This is a genomic window from Streptococcus equinus (assembly GCF_900104225.1).
GTDB classification, from domain to species: Bacteria; Bacillota; Bacilli; order Lactobacillales; family Streptococcaceae; genus Streptococcus; species Streptococcus equinus_D.
Map to the genome: position 1 here is coordinate 38,243 of NZ_FNJK01000005.1, position 22,604 is coordinate 60,846.

At 36.9% G+C, this 22,604-nt stretch carries 24 protein-coding genes; 21 read left to right on the forward strand and 3 right to left on the reverse strand.

Features of this window, described 5'->3' with window-relative positions; genetic code table 11:
• The first annotated feature begins 18 nt into the window (after positions 1 to 18).
• The 4 genes from BLP98_RS07455 (at position 19) to BLP98_RS07470 (ending at position 4,004) form a co-directional block, all read left to right on the forward strand.
• Positions 19 to 2,256 (forward strand): heavy metal translocating P-type ATPase, encoded by a 2,238-nt coding sequence (locus tag BLP98_RS07455; RefSeq protein WP_074482639.1) that lies wholly within the window; start codon positions 19 to 21, stop codon positions 2,254 to 2,256.
• 20 nt (positions 2,257 to 2,276) lie between these two features.
• Positions 2,277 to 2,483 carry a heavy-metal-associated domain-containing protein gene (locus BLP98_RS07460; protein ID WP_074482640.1) on the forward strand — a complete coding sequence of 69 codons (207 nt, stop codon included), beginning with the start codon at positions 2,277 to 2,279 and terminating at the stop codon, positions 2,481 to 2,483.
• Between the two features lie 89 nt (positions 2,484 to 2,572).
• Entirely contained in the window at positions 2,573 to 3,199 is a 627-nt protein-coding gene (locus tag BLP98_RS07465) for a trimeric intracellular cation channel family protein (protein WP_074482641.1), read from the forward strand.
• Positions 3,192 to 4,004: a Cof-type HAD-IIB family hydrolase gene (locus BLP98_RS07470; RefSeq protein WP_074482642.1), complete on the forward strand. Its 813-nt coding sequence runs from the start codon at positions 3,192 to 3,194 to the stop codon at positions 4,002 to 4,004. Before BLP98_RS07465 ends, BLP98_RS07470 begins: the two co-directional genes overlap by 8 nt.
• Positions 4,005 to 4,058: 54 nt before the next feature.
• Here BLP98_RS07470 and BLP98_RS07475 read toward each other — a convergent pair whose 3' ends face one another.
• Complete coding sequence (locus BLP98_RS07475; protein ID WP_074482643.1) at positions 4,059 to 4,616, reverse strand: TetR/AcrR family transcriptional regulator; 558 nt, start codon at positions 4,614 to 4,616, stop codon at positions 4,059 to 4,061.
• Positions 4,617 to 4,748: 132 nt separating this feature from the next.
• On the opposite strand from BLP98_RS07475, the gene BLP98_RS07480 reads away from it, so the two are divergent.
• Positions 4,749 to 5,594, forward strand: coding sequence for a DegV family protein (locus BLP98_RS07480; protein ID WP_074482644.1), 846 nt, complete (start codon positions 4,749 to 4,751; stop codon positions 5,592 to 5,594).
• A 56-nt stretch (positions 5,595 to 5,650) separates the two neighbouring features.
• On the opposite strand, the gene BLP98_RS07485 is transcribed toward BLP98_RS07480, so the two are convergent.
• A complete protein-coding gene (locus BLP98_RS07485) occupies positions 5,651 to 6,160 on the reverse strand; it encodes a YgjV family protein (protein ID WP_074482645.1) in 510 nt (169 codons plus the stop codon).
• Positions 6,161 to 6,163: 3 nt separating this feature from the next.
• The gene (locus tag BLP98_RS07490) at positions 6,164 to 6,739 is read right to left on the reverse strand and encodes a GA-like domain-containing protein (RefSeq protein WP_074482646.1); all 576 of its coding nucleotides are present in this window, start codon (positions 6,737 to 6,739) and stop codon (positions 6,164 to 6,166) included.
• Between the two features lie 371 nt (positions 6,740 to 7,110).
• Between BLP98_RS07490 and BLP98_RS07495 the strand changes: the two genes are divergently transcribed.
• From BLP98_RS07495 to BLP98_RS07560, 16 genes are all read left to right on the forward strand, one after another.
• Positions 7,111 to 8,742 carry a Na/Pi cotransporter family protein gene (locus BLP98_RS07495; protein WP_074482647.1) on the forward strand — a complete coding sequence of 544 codons (1,632 nt, stop codon included), beginning with the start codon at positions 7,111 to 7,113 and terminating at the stop codon, positions 8,740 to 8,742.
• 144 nt (positions 8,743 to 8,886) lie between these two features.
• On the forward strand, positions 8,887 to 10,035 hold the full coding sequence (gene nagA, locus BLP98_RS07500) for an N-acetylglucosamine-6-phosphate deacetylase (protein WP_074482648.1): 1,149 nt from the start codon (positions 8,887 to 8,889) through the stop codon (positions 10,033 to 10,035).
• A 106-nt stretch (positions 10,036 to 10,141) separates the two neighbouring features.
• On the forward strand, positions 10,142 to 10,372 hold the full coding sequence (locus BLP98_RS09595) for a hypothetical protein (RefSeq protein ID WP_234792814.1): 231 nt from the start codon (positions 10,142 to 10,144) through the stop codon (positions 10,370 to 10,372).
• Positions 10,326 to 10,691 (forward strand): T7SS effector LXG polymorphic toxin, encoded by a 366-nt coding sequence (locus BLP98_RS09600; protein WP_234792815.1) that lies wholly within the window; start codon positions 10,326 to 10,328, stop codon positions 10,689 to 10,691. The genes BLP98_RS09595 and BLP98_RS09600 overlap by 47 nt, the downstream gene beginning before the upstream one ends.
• A gap of 81 nt (positions 10,692 to 10,772) precedes the next feature.
• Entirely contained in the window at positions 10,773 to 11,180 is a 408-nt protein-coding gene (locus BLP98_RS09605; protein WP_234792816.1) for a hypothetical protein, read from the forward strand.
• Between the two features lie 521 nt (positions 11,181 to 11,701).
• Positions 11,702 to 12,499: a tetratricopeptide repeat protein gene (locus tag BLP98_RS07510; RefSeq protein WP_074482649.1), complete on the forward strand. Its 798-nt coding sequence runs from the start codon at positions 11,702 to 11,704 to the stop codon at positions 12,497 to 12,499.
• Positions 12,492 to 12,635, forward strand: a complete 144-nt coding sequence (locus BLP98_RS09610) for a hypothetical protein (protein WP_234792817.1) — start codon at positions 12,492 to 12,494, stop codon at positions 12,633 to 12,635. Before BLP98_RS07510 ends, BLP98_RS09610 begins: the two co-directional genes overlap by 8 nt.
• A gap of 239 nt (positions 12,636 to 12,874) precedes the next feature.
• On the forward strand, positions 12,875 to 13,522 hold the full coding sequence (locus BLP98_RS07520) for a DUF443 domain-containing protein (RefSeq protein WP_074482650.1): 648 nt from the start codon (positions 12,875 to 12,877) through the stop codon (positions 13,520 to 13,522).
• Positions 13,523 to 13,567: 45 nt separating this feature from the next.
• Positions 13,568 to 13,861 carry a DUF4176 domain-containing protein gene (locus tag BLP98_RS07525; RefSeq protein WP_074480830.1) on the forward strand — a complete coding sequence of 98 codons (294 nt, stop codon included), beginning with the start codon at positions 13,568 to 13,570 and terminating at the stop codon, positions 13,859 to 13,861.
• Between the two features lie 346 nt (positions 13,862 to 14,207).
• Positions 14,208 to 15,125, forward strand: coding sequence for a glycine--tRNA ligase subunit alpha (gene glyQ / locus BLP98_RS07530; RefSeq protein ID WP_006531137.1), 918 nt, complete (start codon positions 14,208 to 14,210; stop codon positions 15,123 to 15,125).
• Positions 15,125 to 17,164, forward strand: coding sequence for a glycine--tRNA ligase subunit beta (gene glyS / locus BLP98_RS07535; RefSeq protein ID WP_074482651.1), 2,040 nt, complete (start codon positions 15,125 to 15,127; stop codon positions 17,162 to 17,164). The genes glyQ and glyS overlap by 1 nt, the downstream gene beginning before the upstream one ends.
• 129 nt (positions 17,165 to 17,293) lie before the next feature.
• Positions 17,294 to 17,551: a DUF896 family protein gene (locus tag BLP98_RS07540; RefSeq protein ID WP_074482652.1), complete on the forward strand. Its 258-nt coding sequence runs from the start codon at positions 17,294 to 17,296 to the stop codon at positions 17,549 to 17,551.
• Between the two features lie 154 nt (positions 17,552 to 17,705).
• Positions 17,706 to 19,691: a transketolase gene (gene tkt, locus BLP98_RS07545; protein ID WP_074482653.1), complete on the forward strand. Its 1,986-nt coding sequence runs from the start codon at positions 17,706 to 17,708 to the stop codon at positions 19,689 to 19,691.
• 148 nt (positions 19,692 to 19,839) lie between these two features.
• On the forward strand, positions 19,840 to 20,133 hold the full coding sequence (locus BLP98_RS07550; RefSeq protein ID WP_074482654.1) for a bacteriocin immunity protein: 294 nt from the start codon (positions 19,840 to 19,842) through the stop codon (positions 20,131 to 20,133).
• A gap of 22 nt (positions 20,134 to 20,155) precedes the next feature.
• Positions 20,156 to 20,887 (forward strand): ABC transporter ATP-binding protein, encoded by a 732-nt coding sequence (locus BLP98_RS07555; RefSeq protein ID WP_074482655.1) that lies wholly within the window; start codon positions 20,156 to 20,158, stop codon positions 20,885 to 20,887.
• Between the two features lie 4 nt (positions 20,888 to 20,891).
• Complete coding sequence (locus tag BLP98_RS07560) at positions 20,892 to 22,511, forward strand: ABC transporter permease (RefSeq protein WP_074482656.1); 1,620 nt, start codon at positions 20,892 to 20,894, stop codon at positions 22,509 to 22,511.
• Positions 22,512 to 22,604 lie beyond the last annotated feature (93 nt).

A 22,604-nucleotide genomic window follows, 5' to 3' on the forward strand; every position in this document is an offset into this window, starting at 1 on the left:
TTGACAGAAAGGTGTCTTATGGAAAAAGAAGAAGTCTTTGTCATTGATGGCATGACCTGTGCGGCTTGTGCTTTAACCGTCGAAAATGCTGTCAATAAAATAGATCATGTCGATTCGGCTGTTGTCAATCTAACAACAGAGAAAATGACTGTGCGTTATAATCCTGATTTAGTCAGTGAGGCAGAAATTGAAAAAGCGGTGGTTGACGCTGGTTATGGCGCTTGTGTCTTTGACCCGACAACAGCTAAAAGTCAATCAGAACGTCAAAGTGAAGTCACTCATAACATGTGGCACAAATTTTTATGGTCTGCTTTATTTGCTGTTCCTTTGCTTTATCTTTCAATGGGAAGTATGATGGGACTCTGGGTTCCACAAATCGTTAGCTTGTCAGTTCATCCGTTGGCTTATGCGCTGGTTCAGCTAGCTTTGACTTTACCTGTCATGTATTTTGGGCGTCGCTTTTATGTTAATGGTTTTCGTGCTTTAGCTAAAGCTCATCCCAATATGGATTCCTTGGTTGCTTTAGCGACAAGTGCAGCCTTTTTATACAGCCTTTACAGCACTTACCATATCGCCTTAGGACATGTGCACCACGCGCATATGCTTTACTTTGAATCAGTTGCGGTGATTTTAACTTTGATTACTTTGGGAAAATACTTTGAAACTCTTTCAAAAGGACGTACATCAGATGCTATTCAAAAGTTATTAACGCTGTCAGCCAAAGAAGCAACAGTTATTCGTGACGGGATTGAACAAACTGTTCCAATTGATCAAGTACTTGTCGGTGACCTTATCTTGGTTAAACCAGGTGAGAAAATTCCTGTTGATGGTATGGTGGTTTCAGGACATTCAGCCATTGATGAATCCATGCTAACTGGTGAGAGCATTCCTGTTGAAAAGAATGTAGACGACAAGGTCTTTGGTGCTTCTATTAACGGGCAAGGTTCACTGACCATTCGTGCTGAAAAAGTTGGCGATGAAACCCTCTTAGCACAGATTGTTAAGTTGGTAGAAGATGCTCAGCAAACTAAAGCACCTATCGCCAAGATTGCTGATAGGGTTGCTGGGGTCTTTGTACCATTTGTTATTGTAATTGCTCTTATTACATTTATCTTTTGGTATTTTATCATGGGGCATAGTTTTATCTTTGCTCTTCAAGTAGCGATTGCTGTTTTAGTTATTGCTTGTCCTTGTGCGCTTGGTCTTGCTACCCCAACGGCTATCATGGTTGGTACAGGGCGCGGTGCTGAAAGTGGTATTCTTTATAAACGTGGTGACACTCTTGAAAATGCTCATCATCTTGATACTATTGTTTTTGACAAGACAGGAACAATTACTCAAGGAAAACCACAAGTTGTTGATATCTTTGCTTACCAAGGTGATGAGAGCAGCCTTCTTGGTCAGGTCGCTTCTATTGAAAAATATTCAGAGCACCCACTTAGTCAGGCAATCGTAGAAAAAGCAGCAGCTGCTAAGGTAACTTTGACAGAAGTTGAGGACTTTACTTCATTAACAGGGCTTGGACTCCAAGCTAACGTTAATGGTCAGATGATTTTAGTTGGTAACCGTAGGTTGATGGAAAGTCATCACATTGACCTAAGTAAAAGCGAGGAAGCGGTGCTTTCTGCGACGCAAAAAGGGCAAACCCCAATTTACGTTTCGGCTAATCAGCAACTTTTGGGTGTGATTACTCTTGCTGATTTGTTAAAAGCAGACAGCGAAGAGACTGTTGCTAAATTGCAAGAACAAGGCATTGAGGTTGTCATGTTGACAGGTGATAATAGCAAAACTGCGCAAGCTATTGCTAATCAAGCAGGTATTAAAACCGTTATTAGCGAAGTTTTACCAGACCAAAAATCACAAGTCATCAAGGATTTGCAAAGTCAAGGGAAAATGGTTGCTATGGTTGGAGATGGCATTAATGATGCGCCGGCTCTGGCTAGTTCAGATATCGGGATTGCAGTAGGAACTGGAACGGATATTGCTATCGAGTCAGCTGATATTATTCTGATGAAACCGGAAATTTCGGATGTACTTAAAGCTTTGAGCATCAGTCGTTTAACTATTAAAGTGGTTAAAGAAAATCTTTTCTGGGCTTTCATTTATAATATCTTGGCAATTCCGATTGCTATGGGTGTTTTATATCTTTTTGGTGGACCGTTACTTAATCCGATGATTGCTGGTTTTGCTATGGGATTTAGCTCAGTTTCAGTTGTTTTAAATGCACTTCGCTTAAAATATATAAAAATAGATTAATGGTTATAAAGGAGTTTTACATGGAAAAAACATATGAAGTTACTGGTATGAAATGTCAAGGTTGTGTCACAAAAGTGACTGAAAAATTATCAGCCGTTCCTGGTGTCAAATCTGTTAAAGTGGACTTGGAGAAAAAACAAGCAACTATAACAGGACGTCCATTTAAGTTCTTTTTGAAACGCTCACTAAAAGGAACAAAATTTAACCTTGGCAAAGAAATTAAGTAAAATTTAGAAAAACAGAGCTTGCTCTGTTTTTTTACTTGTTCAAAAATGATAAACTAGTCTGGTAAGAAAAAATATAGTTTGGAATCAAAATGACGATGAATGTTTGGGATTTATTGAGTATCATTGGTTCTATTGCTTTTGCTTTGTCTGGAGCGATTGTAGCAATGGAAGAAGATTTTGACATTCTTGGGATTTTTATCCTAGGATTTGTGACTGCTTTTGGCGGTGGGGCGATTCGTAACCTTTTAATTGGTTTGCCTATCAGTGCCCTCTGGTCACAAAGTCAGTGCTTTTATTTTGCTTTAGCGGCCATGTTGTTTATCATGATATTTCCAAATATCATTACGCATAAAGGTTGGAGAAAAGCTGAAGTCTTAACGGATGCTATCGGATTAGCAGCTTTTAGCGTTCAAGGGGCTATGTACGCTGTTAAATTACACCAACCTTTGAGTGCGGTGATTGTAGCAGCTGTTTTAACAGGTGCCGGTGGCGGTATCGTTCGAGATGTCCTAGCAGGTCGAAAACCAAGTGTTTTAAGAAGTGAAGTATATGCTGGTTGGGCAATTTTAGCAGCGCTAGCTATTTATTTTAAAATCGTTCATAATGATCCTGGCTATTATTTATTAGTTTTAATTCTGACAATCTTACGTATGATAGGCTACTGGCGTCAGTGGCATTTGCCAAAAATTAAACGGAAGGTCTCTAAAAATGATTAAATTAATTGCAATCGATTTAGATGGAACATTACTAAATTCAGATAAAAAAATTCCTGAAGAAAATATTAAAGCAATCCAAAAAGCAGCACAAGCTGGTGTTAAAATCGTTCTTTGTACAGGACGTCCAAAATCAGGAATTCTTCCCTATTTTGAAAAATTAGGATTGACTGATGAAGAGTACGTCATTATGAACAATGGCTGTACAATCTATAACACAAAAAATTGGGAATTGGTTAGTTATGCTCAAGTGTCAAATGACGAATTAGATAAGCTTAATCATGCTATTTCAGAATACCCAGATGTTTGCTTAACGTTGACAGGTGAAAAACATTATTACGCTGTTGGAAACGAAGTCCCAGAATTAGTTCAATATGATGCAGGGCTTGTTTTTGATACAGCCATCGCAGCTAGCCTGGAAGAAATGAAAGCAACTTCAGAGATTATTTTCCAAGCTATGTATATGGCAAAAGCACCTCAGTTAAATCCTTTCCAAGAAGCTAAAGAAGAAGCTTTAGCCAAAGAATTTAGTGTGGTTCGTAGCCAAGAATATATCTTTGAAGCTATGCCAAAAGGCTACACGAAAGCAACTGCTTTAAAAGCTTTATCAGAAAAACTTGGCTTTTCTCCAGCTGAAGTCATGGCACTTGGTGATGCAGCAAATGATTTAGAAATGCTAGAATTTGCAGCCCACAGTGTCGCTATGGGAAATGCTACAGATGAAGTGAAAGCTATTTGTCGCTATGAAACAACAACTAACGACCAAGCGGGTGTTGCTCAAGCTATCTATGACTACGTTTTAAAATAATAACTAAGAAAATAAAAAAGACCGCCCAAGTTTAACTTGAGCGGTCTTATCTTCTTATAAGAAAAGTGGTAAACCGATTGCGGCAACTTCCTCTGCTGGGATACGCATATCATCAGCTACCCAGTTAGAGATTACTGAGATAATGGCGTTGCTCCAGAACGAATTGGTGTAGCGGGAATCGTGTTTTTTCTTGAACCTTTGATAAGCTTTTAGACGTTTAGAGACAATGCTCGTCAAAAGTTTTTCTAGGTGTTGCTCAAAAATCGTGCAAAGAACTTGCGCTTCTTTTTTAGCTTCGGTCAATATGAAAAGCCAAGCTTGGGAGAGCTGACTTTTCAAATCAAATGCTTTGAGACCACGAAAAATCCGACGAACGATTTGGGTTAGAATAGACTCTAAAATAGCTTCTTTAGATTTGTAATTACGATAGAATGCGTTGCGTGAGACACCTGCTTTAGCAACGAGTTCAGAGATAGTAATTTGGCTCAAGGTTTTCTTTTCAAGAAGGAGCAAAAGTGCCGTTTCTAAAGCCTCACGAGTGAGTTTTCGAGATTCTTTATTAGAAACTTGCAGATTTTGCAAGGACTTTTTTGAAATTGTCTTTTCCGTCATGACAAAAACCTCTTACTTGTGACATCTGATTGTTTTTAATACTAAGATAAAGGCATTAATGATATAATTTTAGGTGAAAATACTTTGTTTGTCAAATAAATTTTAAATTCAAATGGATTGGAGGAAATAGATATGACTTGGAAAATCGTTACAGATTCTGGATGCGACCTTCGCCGTATTGAAGGGCTTACAGAACACACAGAATTTCAAAATGTGCCACTAACGATTCAAATTGGTTCAGAAGTTTTTGTGGATGATGAAGGATTAGACGTTGCTGATATGATGACGACAATGTACGCAAGCCCTGTTTCATCAAAATCAAGTTGTCCTAGTCCAGATGCCTTTTTACAAGCTTACCAAGGTGCTGAAAATGTTATTGCCATTACCATTACGGGTAATCTTTCAGGAAGTCACAATAGTGCGCAAGTTGCAAAACACATGCTCTTAGAGGAACATCCAAATGTGAATGTTCACGTGATTGATTCTCTTTCAGCAGGTGGCGAAATCGATTTGATTGTTCTTGAGTTGAATCGCTTGATTGCTCAAGGATTAAGCTTTGATGAAGTGGTTGAAGCTATCACAGCTTATCAAGAAAAGACAAAATTATTGTTTGTTTTAGCACGTGTGGATAACCTTGTTAAAAATGGTCGCTTGAGCAAATTAGTCGGAAAAGTTGTTGGACTTTTGAACATTCGTATGGTTGGTAAAGCAAGTGACGAAGGAAAATTGGAACTCCTTCACAAAGCGCGTGGTCAGAAAAAAGCTGTTCAAGCAACCGTTGAGGAAATGTTCAAAGAAGGTTATCAAGGTGGCAAGGTTATGATTGCTCACGCAAATAACGAAAAAGCTTGTCAACAATTGAGTGACAAAATCAAAGAAAAATACCCACAGGCTGATGTTCGCTTTATCCCCGCATCAGGTCTTTGCAGCTTTTACGGTGAAGATGGCGGTATTTTATTAGGATACGAAACAGTGTAAGTCAATATAAAACTGCATGAGTATAACTCATGCAGTTTTTGCATATTGATGAAAAATCAAGACTTATTTTTCTTATGACTAAGTGAACTGTATTTTGAAATGGCTATTAAGGTCGTTAGTGTGATGACAACATCCATAACTAAAGCAGGATAAGCTTTGATGGTGAAATCGTAAAAAGACCACAGTAGCATATTTTCAACAGTAACCCAGCGCAGCCATTGAACTTTGCTAGTCATAAAGGTAATGATGGTATAAGACACAGACGAAATCAAGGGAAGAAAGCCAATCAAACCAAGGTTGTTAAAGTAAGTCCCCGCAGAAACTTGGATAATCACTAAAATAATGGTTGTGTAGATGGAATCCCAATGTTTAATCATTAGTGTGTTACGAATAATGGATACGCTGATAGAGATAGCACCGGTGTAGCCACCGAGTAAAAAATTAGCAATCATCGTGAAAAAGTAATCCGATAATTGCCAAGTTAACATACGTTTTTTTGTTTTAGCAAATGACGATATCGCTAAACAAGTTGCTCCAATCGCAGAAAAGATAAGTCCGATTGACATCGATTAATAACTGTAGTAAGTATAATTGCCATCAGTTACAGTTGTTGAATCAGTAGTATTGTCAGTTGAGCTTGTTGTAGCCGAAGAAGTTGTTGTATCGGCACTTGAAATTGCGTTAGAAACAGCATCAAGTCGAGCTTGTAGTTGATTTTTTTTATCTTGATTAGTTACAGCGTCAATAGCAGCTTGTGCAGCATTAACGTTAGCACTAGTTTGTTCATTTTCAGCTGTTGTTACAGCATTTTCAGCGTTTGTCTGATTGGTAACTTCTGCTGAAACAGCATCTAATTGAGATTGCAAATCTGTTTTTTTAGCTTCATCTGAAATTTTATTAATAGCAGCTTGTGCGTTAGTCACAGCATCTGCTGAAGGATTAGCTTTAGCTTGATCCAACAATGATTGGGCATTAGCTTCTAAATCAGCTTCACTTGATGATGACGAAGATGTAGCAGAAGTTCGTGGTTCTGAACTTGAAGTACTCGTATGCGTATTACCAAAGAAAAGATAAATACCACCTGCAAAGGCAATTAAAATAATGCTTAAAATAAAATAAGTTACTTCACTTTTTGAGGCTTTCATAAAAACTCCTTTTAAAAAAGATTAAATATAATAAATATAATGTGATAAGGAATCCAATATCACAAGTTTGGTAAATAAACAGATTTAGTTGTATTGCGTGATAAACACGGCATCTCTAACTATTATAACATATAAATGGGAGCGCAATAATTTTTTTTCTAAAAAGCTCGGCTATTTTTAGTTTTTTATCATTTTTATTCGAAAATACGTCAGTAGGGAAGAAAAAATAACTTTTCTTAAAAGAGTGATATTATTCAGTTAGTTATCAATTTAGAAAAAGCTTAAAAAATACTTGTTTGTTTTCTACGAATACATTAAAATGGAGGTATCGGGTTTTTTTCCGAGAAAATTATGATATTGAGGATAAGACTGTGTCAGTAAATTGGCAAGAAATTGCTTTTGGTTTTTTTGGAGGTCTAGGACTCTTTCTCTTTAGTATTAAATACATGGGAGACGGTCTTCAACAGGCTGCGGGAGATAGACTTCGTTTTTATATCGACAAATATACGAGTAATCCTTTCTTAGGAATTCTTGTTGGTTTAGCCATGTCAGCCCTAATCCAATCAAGTTCAGGGGTAACGGTTATTACTGTTGGACTTGTGTCAGCAGGACTTTTGACCTTGAGACAAGCGATTGGTATTGTCATGGGAGCCAATATCGGGACAACTGTAACGTCCTTTCTGATTGGTTTTAATTTGGGTGATTATGCACTCCCAATGATTTTTATTGGTGCTGCTTTGTTATTTTTTACGTCTAACCGACGTTTGAATAATATCGGACGTATTATCTTTGGTGTTGGAGGAATTTTCTTCTCTCTAAATATCATGGGTGATGCGATGGAGCCATTGAAATCTGTCTCAGCTTTTCAGGATTATTTAGCGACCTTAGGTGATAAACCAATTATGGGGGTTTTGATTGGGACTGGCTTGACCATGCTTATCCAATCATCTGCCGCAATCATTGGTATCCTACAAGGTTTATACGCTGGTCATTTGCTTGACCTTCAAGGATCAATTCCAATTCTTTTGGGAAGCAACATTGGGACTTGTATCACAGCCGTACTTGCTGCGATTGGTTCTAATATCTCAGCAAAACGAGTTGCTGGAGCTCACGTTCTTTTTAATGTTGTCGGAACAGTGCTCTTTATGGTTTTATTGGTGCCATTTACTAGCTTAATGCAGTGGATGGAAGTTCATTTCAATTTGACACCAGCCATGACAGTTGCTTTTGCACATGGTACTTTTAATATTACAAATACCATTTTGCTCTTCCCATTCATTGGAACTTTAGCATTTGTTGTGACAAAATTAATTCCTGGTGAAGATGAAGCTGTTAAATATAAAGCTATTTACCTTGATAAGATTATTTTAAAACAAGCGCCAGCTATTGCCCTTGGGAATGCTAAAAAACAATTGATTCACTTGGGTGCTTTTGCAACACAAGCTTTTGAAGCGGCATTCTTGTTTGTTGAAACATGTAATGAAAAATATGCTGATAAAACACAAAAATTTGAGGATACAATTAATAATGTCGATGAAGAATTGACAAAATACTTAATTGATCTTTCAAGTGAACAATTGAATCAACACGAAAGTGAAATTTTATCAAGTATTTTAGATTCATCACGTGATTTAGAACGTATTGGAGATCACAGTATTAGCCTAGTTCACTTGATGGAACATAATATTTCAAAAGATATTACCTTCTCACAATCAGCTGTTCAAGAAATCGATAAACTTTATCATGAAACACATCGTATGATTTTGGATTCATTGAAAGTTGTCATTGATAATGACCTTGAATTGGCAGGAGAATTGGTTGAACGTCATAAAGAAATTGCGCATTTGGAACGTCGTATTCGTAAAGATCATATAAAACGTATGAACAATGGCGAATGTACACCACTTGCAGGGGTTAACTTTATCGACTTAATCACACCATGTACACGTATCACTGACCATGCTTTGAACTTGGTTGAAAAAGTACTTGAAAATCAAATTTAATAATAAATCGAACATCTTTGAGGCAGTGATGCTTCAAGGGTGTTTTTTTGGTATAAAGACCAATATAAAATTGGTCTAATTTTGGTATATACCATTTACAAAAAAGCGCTTTTATTTTATAATATAAACATGGAGGCGATTCAAATGACAAAATATATTAAAGCAGATGAATTTTACTATCCTTACCATGTTAAAGGGGCAGGCTACTTGGCTATCGAAGGAAATGATTTCGGTGAATGGCAAGAAGAAGCACCGCATGGCGCAGAAATTATAGATTATACAGGTTTTAGTGTGGCACCTGGCTTAGTAGACACACACATTCATGGTTTTGCTGGTGTTGATGTCATGGATAATAATCAAGAAGCTTTCGAAACGATGAGTAAAGCACTTTTAGGAGCTGGGGTGACAAGCTTCTTACCAACTGCCCTGACAGCATCTTTTGAAACACTTGATGATATTTGTCGTACGGCAGCTGATTTTGCAGGTCAAGAAAGTGGTGCTCGTATTCAAGGCTTGTTCTTTGAGGGACCATATTTCACAGAAAAATATAAAGGGGCTCAAAATCCATCTTACATGCGAAATCCATCTATAGCTGAACTAGACCAATGGCTTGAAAGCTCAAAAGGACTATTGAAAAAGATAGCTTTAGCACCTGAACGTGATGAGGTAGAAGACTTTATCAATTATGCAAATAGTAAGGATGTTATCGTTGCTCTTGGGCATTCAGATGCGACTTATGAACAAGCAGCGCAAGCTGTTGAAGCAGGTGCTTCTGTCTGGGTTCATGCTTATAATGGCATGCGTGGACTTAATCATCGTGAACCAGGTATGGTTGGTGCAGTTTACGAAATGCCAAATACTTATGCTGAATTAATTTGTGATGGTCATCATGTGCATCCATCAGCTTGTGATATTTTAATGCATCAAAAAGACCACGAACATGTGGTTTTAATCACTGACTGTATGAGTGCTGGTGGTCTTGAAGATGGCGATTATATGTTGGGTGAATTTCCGGTTACTGTTGAAAAAGGAACAGCACGCCTAAAATCAAATGGAGCGCTTGCTGGGTCTATCCTTCAACTGAAAGATGCTGTTAAAAATGTTGTGAATTGGGGAATTGCTTCAAAAGCACAAGCTATTGGCATGGCGAGTCTTGCAGCAGCTATTTCGGTTGGCATTGACGATAAATGTGGTCAGATTAAAAAAGGACACAAAGCTGATTTTATCATTTTGGATAAAGATCTTGACCTTCGAGCAACTTACCTAGGTGGACAAAAAGTCTGGAATGCGTAGAAATGGAAGCCTGAGACGAAAGTCTTAGGCTTTTTGTAAAATCTGAAAAATAATTTATTTTGTGTTATAATACTCAAAAATATCGGTTAAATTTTGGGAGAGATTTATGAAGATTAAGATGAGCGAGGTCATAGAGCAGCGTGATAGCCTCAAAAGCTCAATTAGTAAGACCAAGAGTCAACTTTCAAGCGCGAAAAAGAAACTCAAGAAAGCCAGCAACTCAGATGCTTTAAAAGGTGATGTCAAAGATGCTATTGATAACAAAATCAATAACTATCAAGTTGCATTTGTTGACGAATTATGTGAACAGTTTGGATGTTATTGCACAAGGCTATGACAACCTCATCAGCACTTTTAAGAGTGTTGTCAGCGAAAACAGTGACAGTGCCATTATCGACACAGATGTTCTTCAACAAATGGTGGATAAGTTTGATTCACCGCTAGAGCAATTGAAGACAAGCTCAGATGCCATTAACAAGGCAGTTGACGATGTCGCTGACATTGTCACACTAACTAAGGTCACAACGGATGATGCCATTTCAGAATATAGAGGTGCCAAGAAAGTCCTTACCAATACCATCAAGGATATGGGGATTTTTAATAACACTGTCTTTACAAGCGAAGCTACTGATATTTTAGATGAGCAGAACACTTAAATCAGTAGTTTGTCAGACCTAGGCAGCAGCTCATATACAAGCAAGAAAGCTAAGGATTTTTACAAGAAAACAGACTTCAAAATGGAAGTTAAAGAAGCTAATCTGGTCATCAATGATAAGAATAGAAAAGCTAGACTTAAGAGTGATTTAGCCAAAGAACTTCAAGTTTCAAAATATAGTGGCTATATGAACTTATCAGGTGCAAGGGCACTTGAGGCAACAATGCCACTTATGCTGACTTTGAGAAAGAGTGCTAAGGTTAACAAAATGCTATCTAAACCAGGTGGTCCAAGTGAGAAAGATTTAGAAAACATCGGTGTAGGAATCAAGGAAGATAAAGAAATTCTCTTATATGATAACCTGTATGGTTATGCCAAATGTACTTTTGAAAGCTCAGCATCAAGCAAAGGAAAGATTGCTTTTACTTTTAATCGTTCAGGTTTGAACAATATTAAGTCGGGAGATACTAAGCTGAAAAAGGAGAATTAACCTTACCAGTTTCTGGGTCAGCTATAGAAAATTATCCATCATACGATGTTACTGCAACTTCTAAGGGGATCGCTGGTGTATCAGGCAGTATCGGAAATGAAAAGTCTAAGACAACATATGGTGTTAAGTATATCAATGGCGCTCTGGCAGCCTACACCAGCAATGAATCAAACTTCACCTTACCTCAAGAAAATAGAAACGGAGTCCCTAACCTAAAAGAAAAAGTCACTTTTGAACAAGGACAATACCTAAGAGATGGTGGGGGAAAAACGAGAGGCCCAGAGTGGTCGGATATAAAAACTTCTTTTTCTAATGCTGCAGATACAGCAGTAAAAACTGCAAAAAGTACAGGAGACTTCGTTTGGAATCATCCAGGTGAAGTTATAACTGGTGCTTTTATGATAGCTGGTGCAATTGTAGCAGCGATTTATTTGAGTCCATATGTTGCAATTGGTGAGGTTGTAGCAGCTGGAGTAGCTGCAATAGCGGCTAAAGATAGTATAGATTAGGAGATTGATTTAGTGAACAAGTGTGGAGTTTTGGTCTGTAGATTAGCTAACTTATCTGTTAAAAAAATTTTTCGACTTTATCAACTATTCCGATATTTAGTAGGGATTATTATTGGGGTTATAATCTTTCTTTATGTCAGAACTACAATTAGTACTGGCTACTCTAGTTATACGTTGGTGTTGACGATAATTTTATGGTTTTTCGTTGGAGTTACAATTGGAAATCGCAGATTATTTTCTAATGTTTTAGATTATATACTATTAGAAAATGTTGATTTTGAAAAGTATAATTCTTATCATGCCTATGCTAGCAATAAGATTTCCGGGAAAAATAGTTTTATGATGGATTTTTCAAGTGGAATTAAAGAGTTTTTGAAAGGAAATTTTGATGAAGCATTACCATACTTTGAAAAATGCAATGTAAATCAGCTAAGCTTTTTAGATAAAAAGAGAGTATTAAGAGTCAAAAATTTTTTTGAAAAATTACTATTTCTTCATCAAGGAAGGAAATTAGAGGACTTTCCAAAAATTAAGCAGGAAAAGCAATCTATGAAAAATAATGAATATACTATTTTTTTATTTGAAGTTGAGAAAGTATTAAATGGGAAAACAACAAATTATTTTGGAGAAAAAAATTCACCAAGTCATTTAATTTTAATAATGAAATTATATTACCAAGCGCTTAGTTTTTTTAATGCTAACGATAAGTCTGCTGCTAAAGAAAAATTTCAACAAATTGCCAATGAAAATCCGGAGCTTTTCTACGTTCGTGAGGCTAAGAAATATTTGGAGGAATTAGATAATGAATAGAGAGCATTTACCGATTGGGACTGTCGTTCGTGTGAATGGTGGCTCTCAAAGTCTAATGATTAGCACACTTTTTCCTGTCACTGAAAAAGGTGGAAAAAAGGTTATTTTGATTTTGGAGCGGTTCCCCTTCCTTTAGGAGTGGTTAATCAGGATTTAGCTTTTTTTCAACAAAGAAGATATTGATGAAATTATCTTTTTAGGCTATGTTGATGTGCCATTTCAGCAATTGATCGCTAATTACGATGAACTCATTTCAAATATTCAATATCCTAAATTTACAGTTGAAAGTTTTAATGAATAACTAAAAAAGTGCGAAAGCACTTTTTTAGTTATAGGAATAATGTAAAATTCAGTTAACGACAGGGAGAGTGGTTAATGCAAACGAAGTATAAAATCGAAACAATTCGACGTATCAATCTACGATACTATTTAATTAAAATTGATAATCGATATTATCTTATTGATTATGTTAATCCTAAAAAAATACAAAGTTATTTTTTACCATTTTCTCAAAGAATGGTTTGGAAAATTTATGATGTTACATCGAAAAGGAATCAATATGGGAAAGAAAATATTTCACTATTAACCAAGATCAGGCAAGGTGTACTTTGGATTTTTCTCTTACTCATTGTACATATGATGACATTCCCTAAAAATGTAAATCTTTGGCATCTTACTCAGAATTCTTTCGTAGAAAAAAATTGGTTAATGATAATTTTGGGAGTTGTGATTAGTGCTTTGACTATTGGAATAATTTTTTACATTACTCCTAATTTGGTTGGTGATTTATCAAATAAAACGAGTTATCACTTGACGCAAGTAAGTAGTGGAAAAGAATATAGTTTTGGGGGTAGATTGATTATTGTCTTAATTTTGTCTGTTATTTTTTTGTTTTTTGGTATTTTAAGTAGTAGTTTTATAGGTGTTATTTTATTTTCGTTCATGTGTAATATTAGCTTGTGGTTCAATAATTTTTTTAATATACCATTTACGTCTAAAGTGGGTAAATACAAGATTATGTAGTTCAGTGCTATGAGTGGTTTCATGAATGAGTATAGGAGGTAGAATATGTTATTGCCAGTAGGTAGTGTGGTTTATCTTGAAAATGGTGATCAAAAAATTATCATTTTAAATCGAGGAGTTATTGTCAATCAAAATAATCAAGAAGTAATTTTTGATTATACGGGGGCTATTTATCCAGAAGGACTTAATCCCAAGCAAGTTTATTATTTTAATCAAGAAGATATTGATCAAGTTGTTTTTCAAGGTTATGTCGATGACGATGAGAGAAGATTTACTGATTTGTATAAAAAGTGGATTGCTACTACTAATCTTAAAAAGGGTTATACTCAAAATAATTAAGAGTAATGAAATAGTATATTATTGAATTTAATTTGTTTCTGCTTTTCACCTAGACACTCAAATGCATTTGTGCTAAAATAGCTGATAAAGAGAGAAAGCCTCATGGTGTTTCTTAGCGAGTCCGAGGTGGTGGAAGTCGGATGAAACTGAAGTGAGTCGCTGGCGCTTTCGCTTAGCAATGCTAAGTTAAAATCAGATAAATGAAGTAATAAAATAGGGTGGAACCGCGTTTTAACGCCCCTTATGAGGTATCATATGGGTGTTTTGGCGGTTCTTTTATTATGGAAAAATGCTTATTCACCGTAGGTGCTTCGCAAATTAAGTTACTAAAACAAGGAGTAGATGTATGTCTAAAAAATTGACTTTTCAAGAGATTATTTTGACTTTGCAACAATTTTGGAATGACCAAGGTTGTATGTTAATGCAAGCTTATGACAACGAAAAAGGTGCTGGTACAATGAGTCCTTACACATTCCTTCGTGCTATTGGTCCAGAACCATGGAATGCGGCTTATGTAGAACCATCACGTCGTCCAGCTGATGGTCGTTACGGTGAAAACCCTAACCGTCTTTACCAACACCACCAATTCCAAGTGGTTATGAAACCATCTCCATCAAACATTCAAGAACTTTACCTTGAATCATTGGAACGTTTGGGAATTAATACTTTAGAACACGATATCCGTTTCGTAGAAGATAACTGGGAAAACCCATCAACTGGTTCAGCTGGTCTTGGTTGGGAAGTTTGGCTTGATGGTATGGAAATCACTCAATTTACTTACTTCCAACAAGTTGGTGGTTTGCAAACTGGTCCTGTAACTTCAGAAGTTACTTACGGTCTTGAACGTTTGGCATCATACATCCAAGAAGTGGACTCTGTATACGATATCGAATGGGCTCCAGGTGTTAAATATGGTGAAATCTTCCTTCAACCAGAATTTGAACACTCAAAATACTCATTTGAAATTTCTAACCAAGATATGCTTCTTGAAAACTTTGAAAAATTTGAAACAGAAGCAAAACGTTGCTTGGAAGAAAACTTGGTTCACCCAGCATATGACTACGTTTTGAAATGTTCACACACATTTAACTTGCTTGATGCGCGTGGTGCTGTTTCTGTAACAGAACGTGCGGGTTACATTGCTCGTATCCGTAACTTGGCTCGTGTCGTTGCTAAAACATTTGTGGCTGAACGTAAACGTCTTGGTTACCCATTGCTTGATGAAGCAACACGTGAAAAACTTTTGAAGGAGGATGCTGAATAATGGCTAAAAATTTACTTGTAGAACTTGGTTTAGAAGAATTACCAGCTTACGTGGTTACTCCAAGTGAAAAACAACTTGGCGACCGCATGGCAGCATTTTTGAAAGAAAAACGTTTGGCATTTGAAAGCATTCAAACTTTCTCAACTCCACGTCGTTTGGCTGTACGTGTGATTGGTCTTGCTGATGCGCAAACTGATTTGACAGAAGACTTTAAAGGTCCTTCTAAGAAAATCGCCTTGGACGCTGATGGCAACTTTACAAAAGCTGCACAAGGTTTTGTTCGTGGTAAAGGTTTGACAACTGATGACATTGAATTCCGTGAAGTTAAAGGCGAAGAATATGTCTATGTTACAAAACACGAGGCAGGAAAAGCTGCTAAAGAAGTACTTGTTGACATTCCAGAAATCTTATCAGCAATGACTTTCCCAGTAAACATGCATTGGGCAAACAACACATTTGAATACATCCGTCCAGTTCACACATTGACTGTACTTCTTGATGACGAAGCTCTTGACCTTGACTTCTTGGATATCCACTCAGGTCGTGTTAGCCGTGGACACCGTTTCCTTGGTCATGAAACAGAAATCGCTAACGCTGATTCATATGAAGAAGATTTGCGTAAAGTCTTTGTTATCGCTGACGCTAAAGAACGTCAAGACATGATTGTTAACCAAATCAAAGACATTGAAAAAGCACAAAATGTTCAAGTCGAAATCGATGATGAATTACTTAACGAAGTTCTTAACTTGGTTGAATACCCAACTGCCTTTATGGGAAGCTTCGATACTAAATATCTTGAAGTTCCAGAAGAAGTTCTTGTGACATCAATGAAAAACCACCAACGTTACTTTGTTGTCCGTGATCAAGATGGTAAATTGATGCCAAACTTCATTTCAGTTCGTAACGGTAACGCTGAACATATCGAAAATGTTATCAAAGGTAACGAAAAAGTGCTTGTGGCTCGTTTGGAAGATGGTGAATTCTTCTGGCGTGAAGACCAAAAACTTAAAATCGCTGACCTTGTTGCAAAACTTGATAACGTTACATTCCACGAAAAAATCGGTTCACTTTCTGAACACATGAACCGTAGCAAAGTCATTGCTGCTTACCTTGCTGAAAAAGCTGGTGCTTCTGCAGAAGAAAGCAAAGCACTTGCACGCGCTGCTGAAATCTACAAATTCGACCTATTAACAGGTATGGTTGGTGAATTTGACGAATTGCAAGGTATCATGGGTGAAAAATATGCCCTTCTTGCTGGTGAAGATGCAGCAGTAGCGACAGCTATTCGTGAACACTACCTTCCAAATTCTGCTGAAGGTGAACTTCCAGAAACTAAAGTTGGTGCTCTCTTGGCACTTGCTGATAAATTGGATACTATCTTGTCATTCTTCTCAGTTGGTTTGATTCCATCTGGTTCAAACGACCCATATGCTCTTCGTCGTGCAACAGCTGGTGTTGTTCGTATCATGGATGCCTTTGGTTTGAAAATTCCAATGGATGAATTGATTGACAATCTTTATGCATTGTCATTTGATAGCTTGACTTACGAACACAAAGCAGAAGTTATGGACTTCATCCGTGCGCGTGTTGAAAAAATGATGAACAAATCAGTTTCTAAAGACATCAAAGAAGCTGTCCTTGCTGGTTCAAACTTTGTTGTTGCTGAAATGCTTGAAGCAGCTGATGCTCTTGTTGAAGCAAGCAAAGCAGAAGGTTATAAAGCAGCAGTTGAAAGTCTTTCACGTGTCTTCAATCTTGCTGAAAAAGCAGCAGCTGATGTGGCTGTAGATGCAAGCTTGTTTGAAAATGATGAAGAAAAAGCATTGGCACAAGCTGCATCAGAATTGAACTTGTCAGGTAATGCTAGCGATAAATTGGCTCAATTGTTCGCATTGAGCTCAGTTATCGACAAATTCTTTGACAATACTATGGTAATGGTAGATAATGAAGCTGTTAAAAATAATCGTTTAGCTATCCTTGCTGAATTGACAGCAAAAGCTAGCAGCGTAGCAGCATTTAACAAATTGAATACTAAATAAGCTTAAGAAATCTACTCTTTGAGTAGATTTCTGACTTATATCGGACTTCTGAATTTTAGAGGTTTGGGTAAATTATAGAAAGGAATAGCGTACGAAACTTTTGTTTTGTATGTTAGGTGAGTCTTACTCATGAATGAAAAAAAGATTCAACGTATTAATGAACTTGCGCGTAAGAAAAAAACAGTTGGTTTGACTGGTCCTGAAAAAGTTGAACAAGCTAAACTTCGCAAAGAGTATATTGAAGGTTATCGTCGCTCATTAATTCACCACATCGCAGGTATTAAGGTGGTTGATGAAGATGGAAATGATGTGACACCAGAAAAACTTCGTCAATTGCAACGTGAACGTGGTTTGCACGGCCGTAGCCTTGATGATCCAAATTCATAAGAATATTTACAGCTCAGCCATTATGGTTGAGCTTTTTTAGAAAATGTTTACAAAAATCCAAATAATAATTTAATTTAAAAAGTCAAGTATTTTATGTTATAATAGAATCCGAACAATAATACTTTAAGTCCTTAAAAACAGAAAGGTTTCACTCATGACATTTGATGCTATTGATCAGTTGGCAGTCAATACTGTCCGTACGCTCTCAATTGATGCCATTCAGGCAGCTAATTCAGGTCACCCAGGCCTTCCAATGGGAGCTGCACCTATGGCTTATGTTCTTTGGAATCATGTAATGAATGTTAATCCGAAGACAAGCCGTTCTTGGTCTAACCGAGATCGTTTTGTATTATCTGCGGGTCACGGTTCTGCTCTTTTATACAGTCTTCTTCACTTATCAGGCTACGATGTAAGCATTGATGATTTGAAGAATTTCCGTCAATGGGGTTCAAAAACACCAGGTCACCCAGAAGTAAACCACACTGATGGTGTTGAAGCAACTACTGGACCTCTTGGACAAGGGATTGCTAACGCTGTTGGTATGGCAATGGCAGAAGCTCACTTGGCAGCTAAATTTAACAAACCAGGTTTTGATATTGTTGACCACTACACATATGCTTTGCATGGTGATGGTTGTTTGATGGAAGGTGTCAGCCAAGAAGCAGCAAGTCTTGCTGGACATCTTAAACTTGGTAAATTGGTCCTTCTTTACGATTCAAATGACATCTCACTTGATGGTCCAACATCAAAAGCCTTCACAGAAGATATTAAAGGTAAATTTGAAGCTTACGGTTGGCAACATATTTTAGTTAAAGATGGTAACGACCTTGAAGCTATTGCAAAAGCAATTGAAGAAGCAAAAGCTGAAACTGAAAAACCATCTATCATCGAAGTTAAAACAATCATCGGTTTCGGTGCTGAAAAACAAGGAACATCTGCAGTCCACGGTGCTCCTCTTGGTGTTGATGGTATTGCCTACGCTAAAAAATCTTACGGTTGGGAATATCCAGAATTTACAGTACCTGAAGAAGTGGCTAAACGCTTCGAAGTTGGTATCAAATTCCGTGGTGAAGCTGCTCAAAATGCATGGGAAACTAAATTCCGTGAATATGAAGCTGCTTATCCAGAATTGGCTGCTGAATACAAAGCAGCATTTGCTAACAAACCAGTTGATGTAAAACTTGAAGACTTCGAACTTGGAACAAGTCTTGCTAGCCGTTCATCAAGTCAACAAGCTATCCAACAAATTTCAGCACAAGTTCCATCATTCTGGGGTGGTTCAGCTGACCTTTCTGCATCAAATAACACAATGGTCAAAGTAGAATCTGACTTCCAACCAGATAACTATCTTGGTCGTAACATTTGGTTTGGTGTACGTGAATTTGCTATGGCAGCAGCAATGAATGGTATTGCTCTTCATGGTGGTACTCGTGTTTACGGTGGTACATTCTTCGTATTCTCAAACTACCTTCTTCCTGCTGTTCGTATGGCTGCTCTTCAACAATTACCAACAGTTTATGTTATGACACACGATTCAATCGCTGTTGGTGAAGATGGTCCAACTCACGAACCAGTTGAACAATTAGCTAGCGTTCGTTCTATGCCTAACCTTAACGTTATTCGTCCAGCAGACGGTAACGAAACAAATGCTGCATGGAAACGCGCTCTTGCTGAAACTGATCGTCCAACAATGCTTATCCTAACTCGTCAAAATCTTCCTGTTCTTGAAGGAACAAAAGAATTGGCAGAAGAAGGATTGAACAAAGGTGCTTACATTATTTCAGAAGCTAAAGGTGATCTTGATGGTATCCTTATTGCAACAGGTTCTGAAGTGAAATTAGCACTTGATACGCAAGCTGCTTTGGAAGCTAAAGGTATTCATGTTCGCGTTGTTTCAATGCCAGCTCAAAACATCTTTGACGAACAAGATGCTGCTTACAAAGAAAGCATCCTTCCATCTAACGTTACAAAACGTTTGGCAATTGAAGCTGGTTCAAGCTTCGGTTGGGGCAAATACGTTGGTCTTCAAGGTAAAACTCTTACTATCGATACTTGGGGAGCTTCAGCACCAGGTGCTAAAATCTTTGAAGAATATGGCTTCACAGTTGATAACGCTGTTAACCTTTACGGATCATTGTAATCTTTGATTATTTATAGATAGAAGTCCTTGCTTTAGCAAGGGCTTTTTATAATTAGTTGACAAATAAAGTAAGAAAAGGTAATATATTGTAAAACCTTATTTGTGTTATTATGATAGTACAAATAATCTTGGGGGAAGGTGAGATTTAATGGAAGAAAAATGTAGTAAGTTATATTCAGCTATTAAAGTCGCTTATGAAGATATGATTGTCAGACAAGATATAGAACTATCAAAGATTTTACTATCAGCGTCTAATGAAGTTATCAAGAGTAGAGATGCTGGTTTATGTGCTTTGCATTTAAATCGCAAACTAAATCTCTACAGCGCTCATAACGATTTAATTTTGCCGCGTGGTGTTAAGGAATTAAAAAAATTAACTCAACAGTGGGCAAGAGATTATTACGAAAAAAAAGAAGTCTCTAAGTGGATAAAGTCACTTTGAGGAGATTAGGGGGAAAGAAAAAATGATTCGTTTTGAACATGTTTCAAAATTATATGGGGATAAGGAAGCACTTAGTGACCTAAACGTGAGTATTGAAAATGGGGAAATTTTTGGTTTAATTGGTCATAATGGTGCTGGGAAAACAACAACTATTAGTATCTTGACGTCAATTATTGATGCGACATACGGTGAAGTTTACGTGGATGATTTGGCACTTTCTAAACATCGTGATGAAATCAAAAAACGTATTGGTTACGTCCCAGACTCACCTGATTTGTTCTTGAATTTGACAGCTAGCGAATACTGGCATTTTTTGGCTAAAATCTATGGTGTTGCTGATGCGGAAGCTTCTGAACGAATTGATCGTTTGTCGCACTTATTTGATATTGCAGAACATGTCGATGACTTGATAGAAAGCTTCTCACATGGGATGCGTCAAAAAGTGATTTTAATTGGAGCTTTGATTTCGAATCCTGATATCTGGATTTTGGATGAACCATTGACTGGTCTTGATCCTCAAGCTTCTTTTGATTTGAAAGAAATGATGAAAGAACATGCTCGTGGTGGCAATACAGTTTTGTTCTCAACACACGTTTTAGCAGTTGCGGAACAATTGTGTGATCGTATTGGTATCTTAAAAGAAGGTAAATTAATTTTTGTTGGTTCTTTAGAAGAACTAAAAGCTAATCACCCTAACAAAGATTTGGAAACTATTTACCTAGAACTTGCGGGGCGCAAGGTAGAAGAGGGGTGAGCGTATGAACTGGTCAACTGTTTGGGAACTCGTTAAGATTAATATTCTATATTCAAATTCACAAACTGTAACTGCAGTTAAACGTAAGCAAGAAAAGAACCCAAAGAAAAAATTTTCAATGTATAAAAGTGTGATTCGTCAGCAAATTTTCTTGAGTCTTTTCTTTGCGGTGATTTACATTTTTATGTATGTCAACCTAGATTTTAACTACTATCCAGGTTATTTCACTTTTTATACTGCTATCTTTTTTATCATGGCAACTTTAAATGCATTTACCGCCATGTATAGCATTTTTTATGAAAGTGATGATGTTAAGCTTTATGCACATTTACCAATAAAATCAAGTGAGCTTTATTTAGCAAAAGTAATCTCAAGTTTTGGAATGGGACTAACTTTTTTGATGCCTATATTATCACTCTTTTTCATAGCTTATTGGCAAATGGCAGGCCTTCTAGTTGCCATTATTGCAACTTTGATTGGATTTGGCATTCTTTTTCTAACGTCAACAGTGCTGGCACTTTATGTCAATAGTTTTGTTGGTGGCTTAATTGCTCGTAGTCACCATCGAAAATTGATTTCAACAGTTTTGATGTCACTTTCTACGATTGGTGCAGTAGGGGCCATTCTTTATATGAATGTCATCAACAGTAGAAATATGGGTGATGTTACAGCAATTACTGATTGCCCAGTTATTCCTTATTTTAGAGGTTTTTATGATCTTGTTAAAGCCCCCTTTAGCTTGGCGACAGTTTTGAATTTTTATTTACCTGTACTTGTTCTTTGCGGCCTAGTGATTGGTCTGGTTAAATGGGCGATGCCAAATTATTACCAAAGTACTTTGTATGCTAGACCTAAAGAAGTTAAGGCTAACAAGCAGCCAAAATCTCATTCAGGTAAAATTCCTTCGTTGACAAATATGATGATTCGTCATCATACGTCAACACTTCAAAATGCAACCTTACTGAGTCAAACTTATTTAATGCCTTTGATTTATGTGGTTATTTTCCTAACCCCAATGCTGGTCAATGGATTTTCTTTAGCTAAGGTATCTAACCAGTATTTTGGAATAGCTTTGTTGGTTGGAGCTATTTTGGGAACAACTTGTGCTATGCCAACGACTTTATTAGGTGTTGGGATTTCACTTGAAAAAGACAACTATAATTTTTTGAGAAGTTTGCCGCTTAATTTTAAAGGTTTCCTTGTTCAGAAATTCATCGTTTTGGCTTTTCTTCAAGCCTTAGTTCCTGCTTGTGTTTATTTAGTTGTTGGATTAGGGCTTTTGCATATCAGTTTGCCATTGATGCTAGCCTTTTTGGTGGGACTGTGCGCTATGATTGTTATTCAAGGTCAACTCATGTATTGGCGTGATTATAAGCATCTCAATTTGCTTTGGCAAGATGTGACACAGCTCTTTAATCGCAATTCTGGTCAGTGTCTTGCCTTTGGTATTATGATGTCAGCTTACCTTCTTGGTGGAGGTCTTGCGCTAGGGTTGGTTATTCTTGGTAATGCTATTCAGCAGGTTCAACTTATTAATATGACCTTGGCAATTGTTTTAATCATTCTAGCAATTATCAGTCAAGCCTTGATTAGTCAAAAATTTTGGAAGAAAATCTCACATTAATTTCTAAAATCTCCTGAAATTAAGATGAGAATTAAAACTGACTAAATAGTTAGATAAAACCTTATAAAAACAGTTCCTAGGACTGTTTTTTTA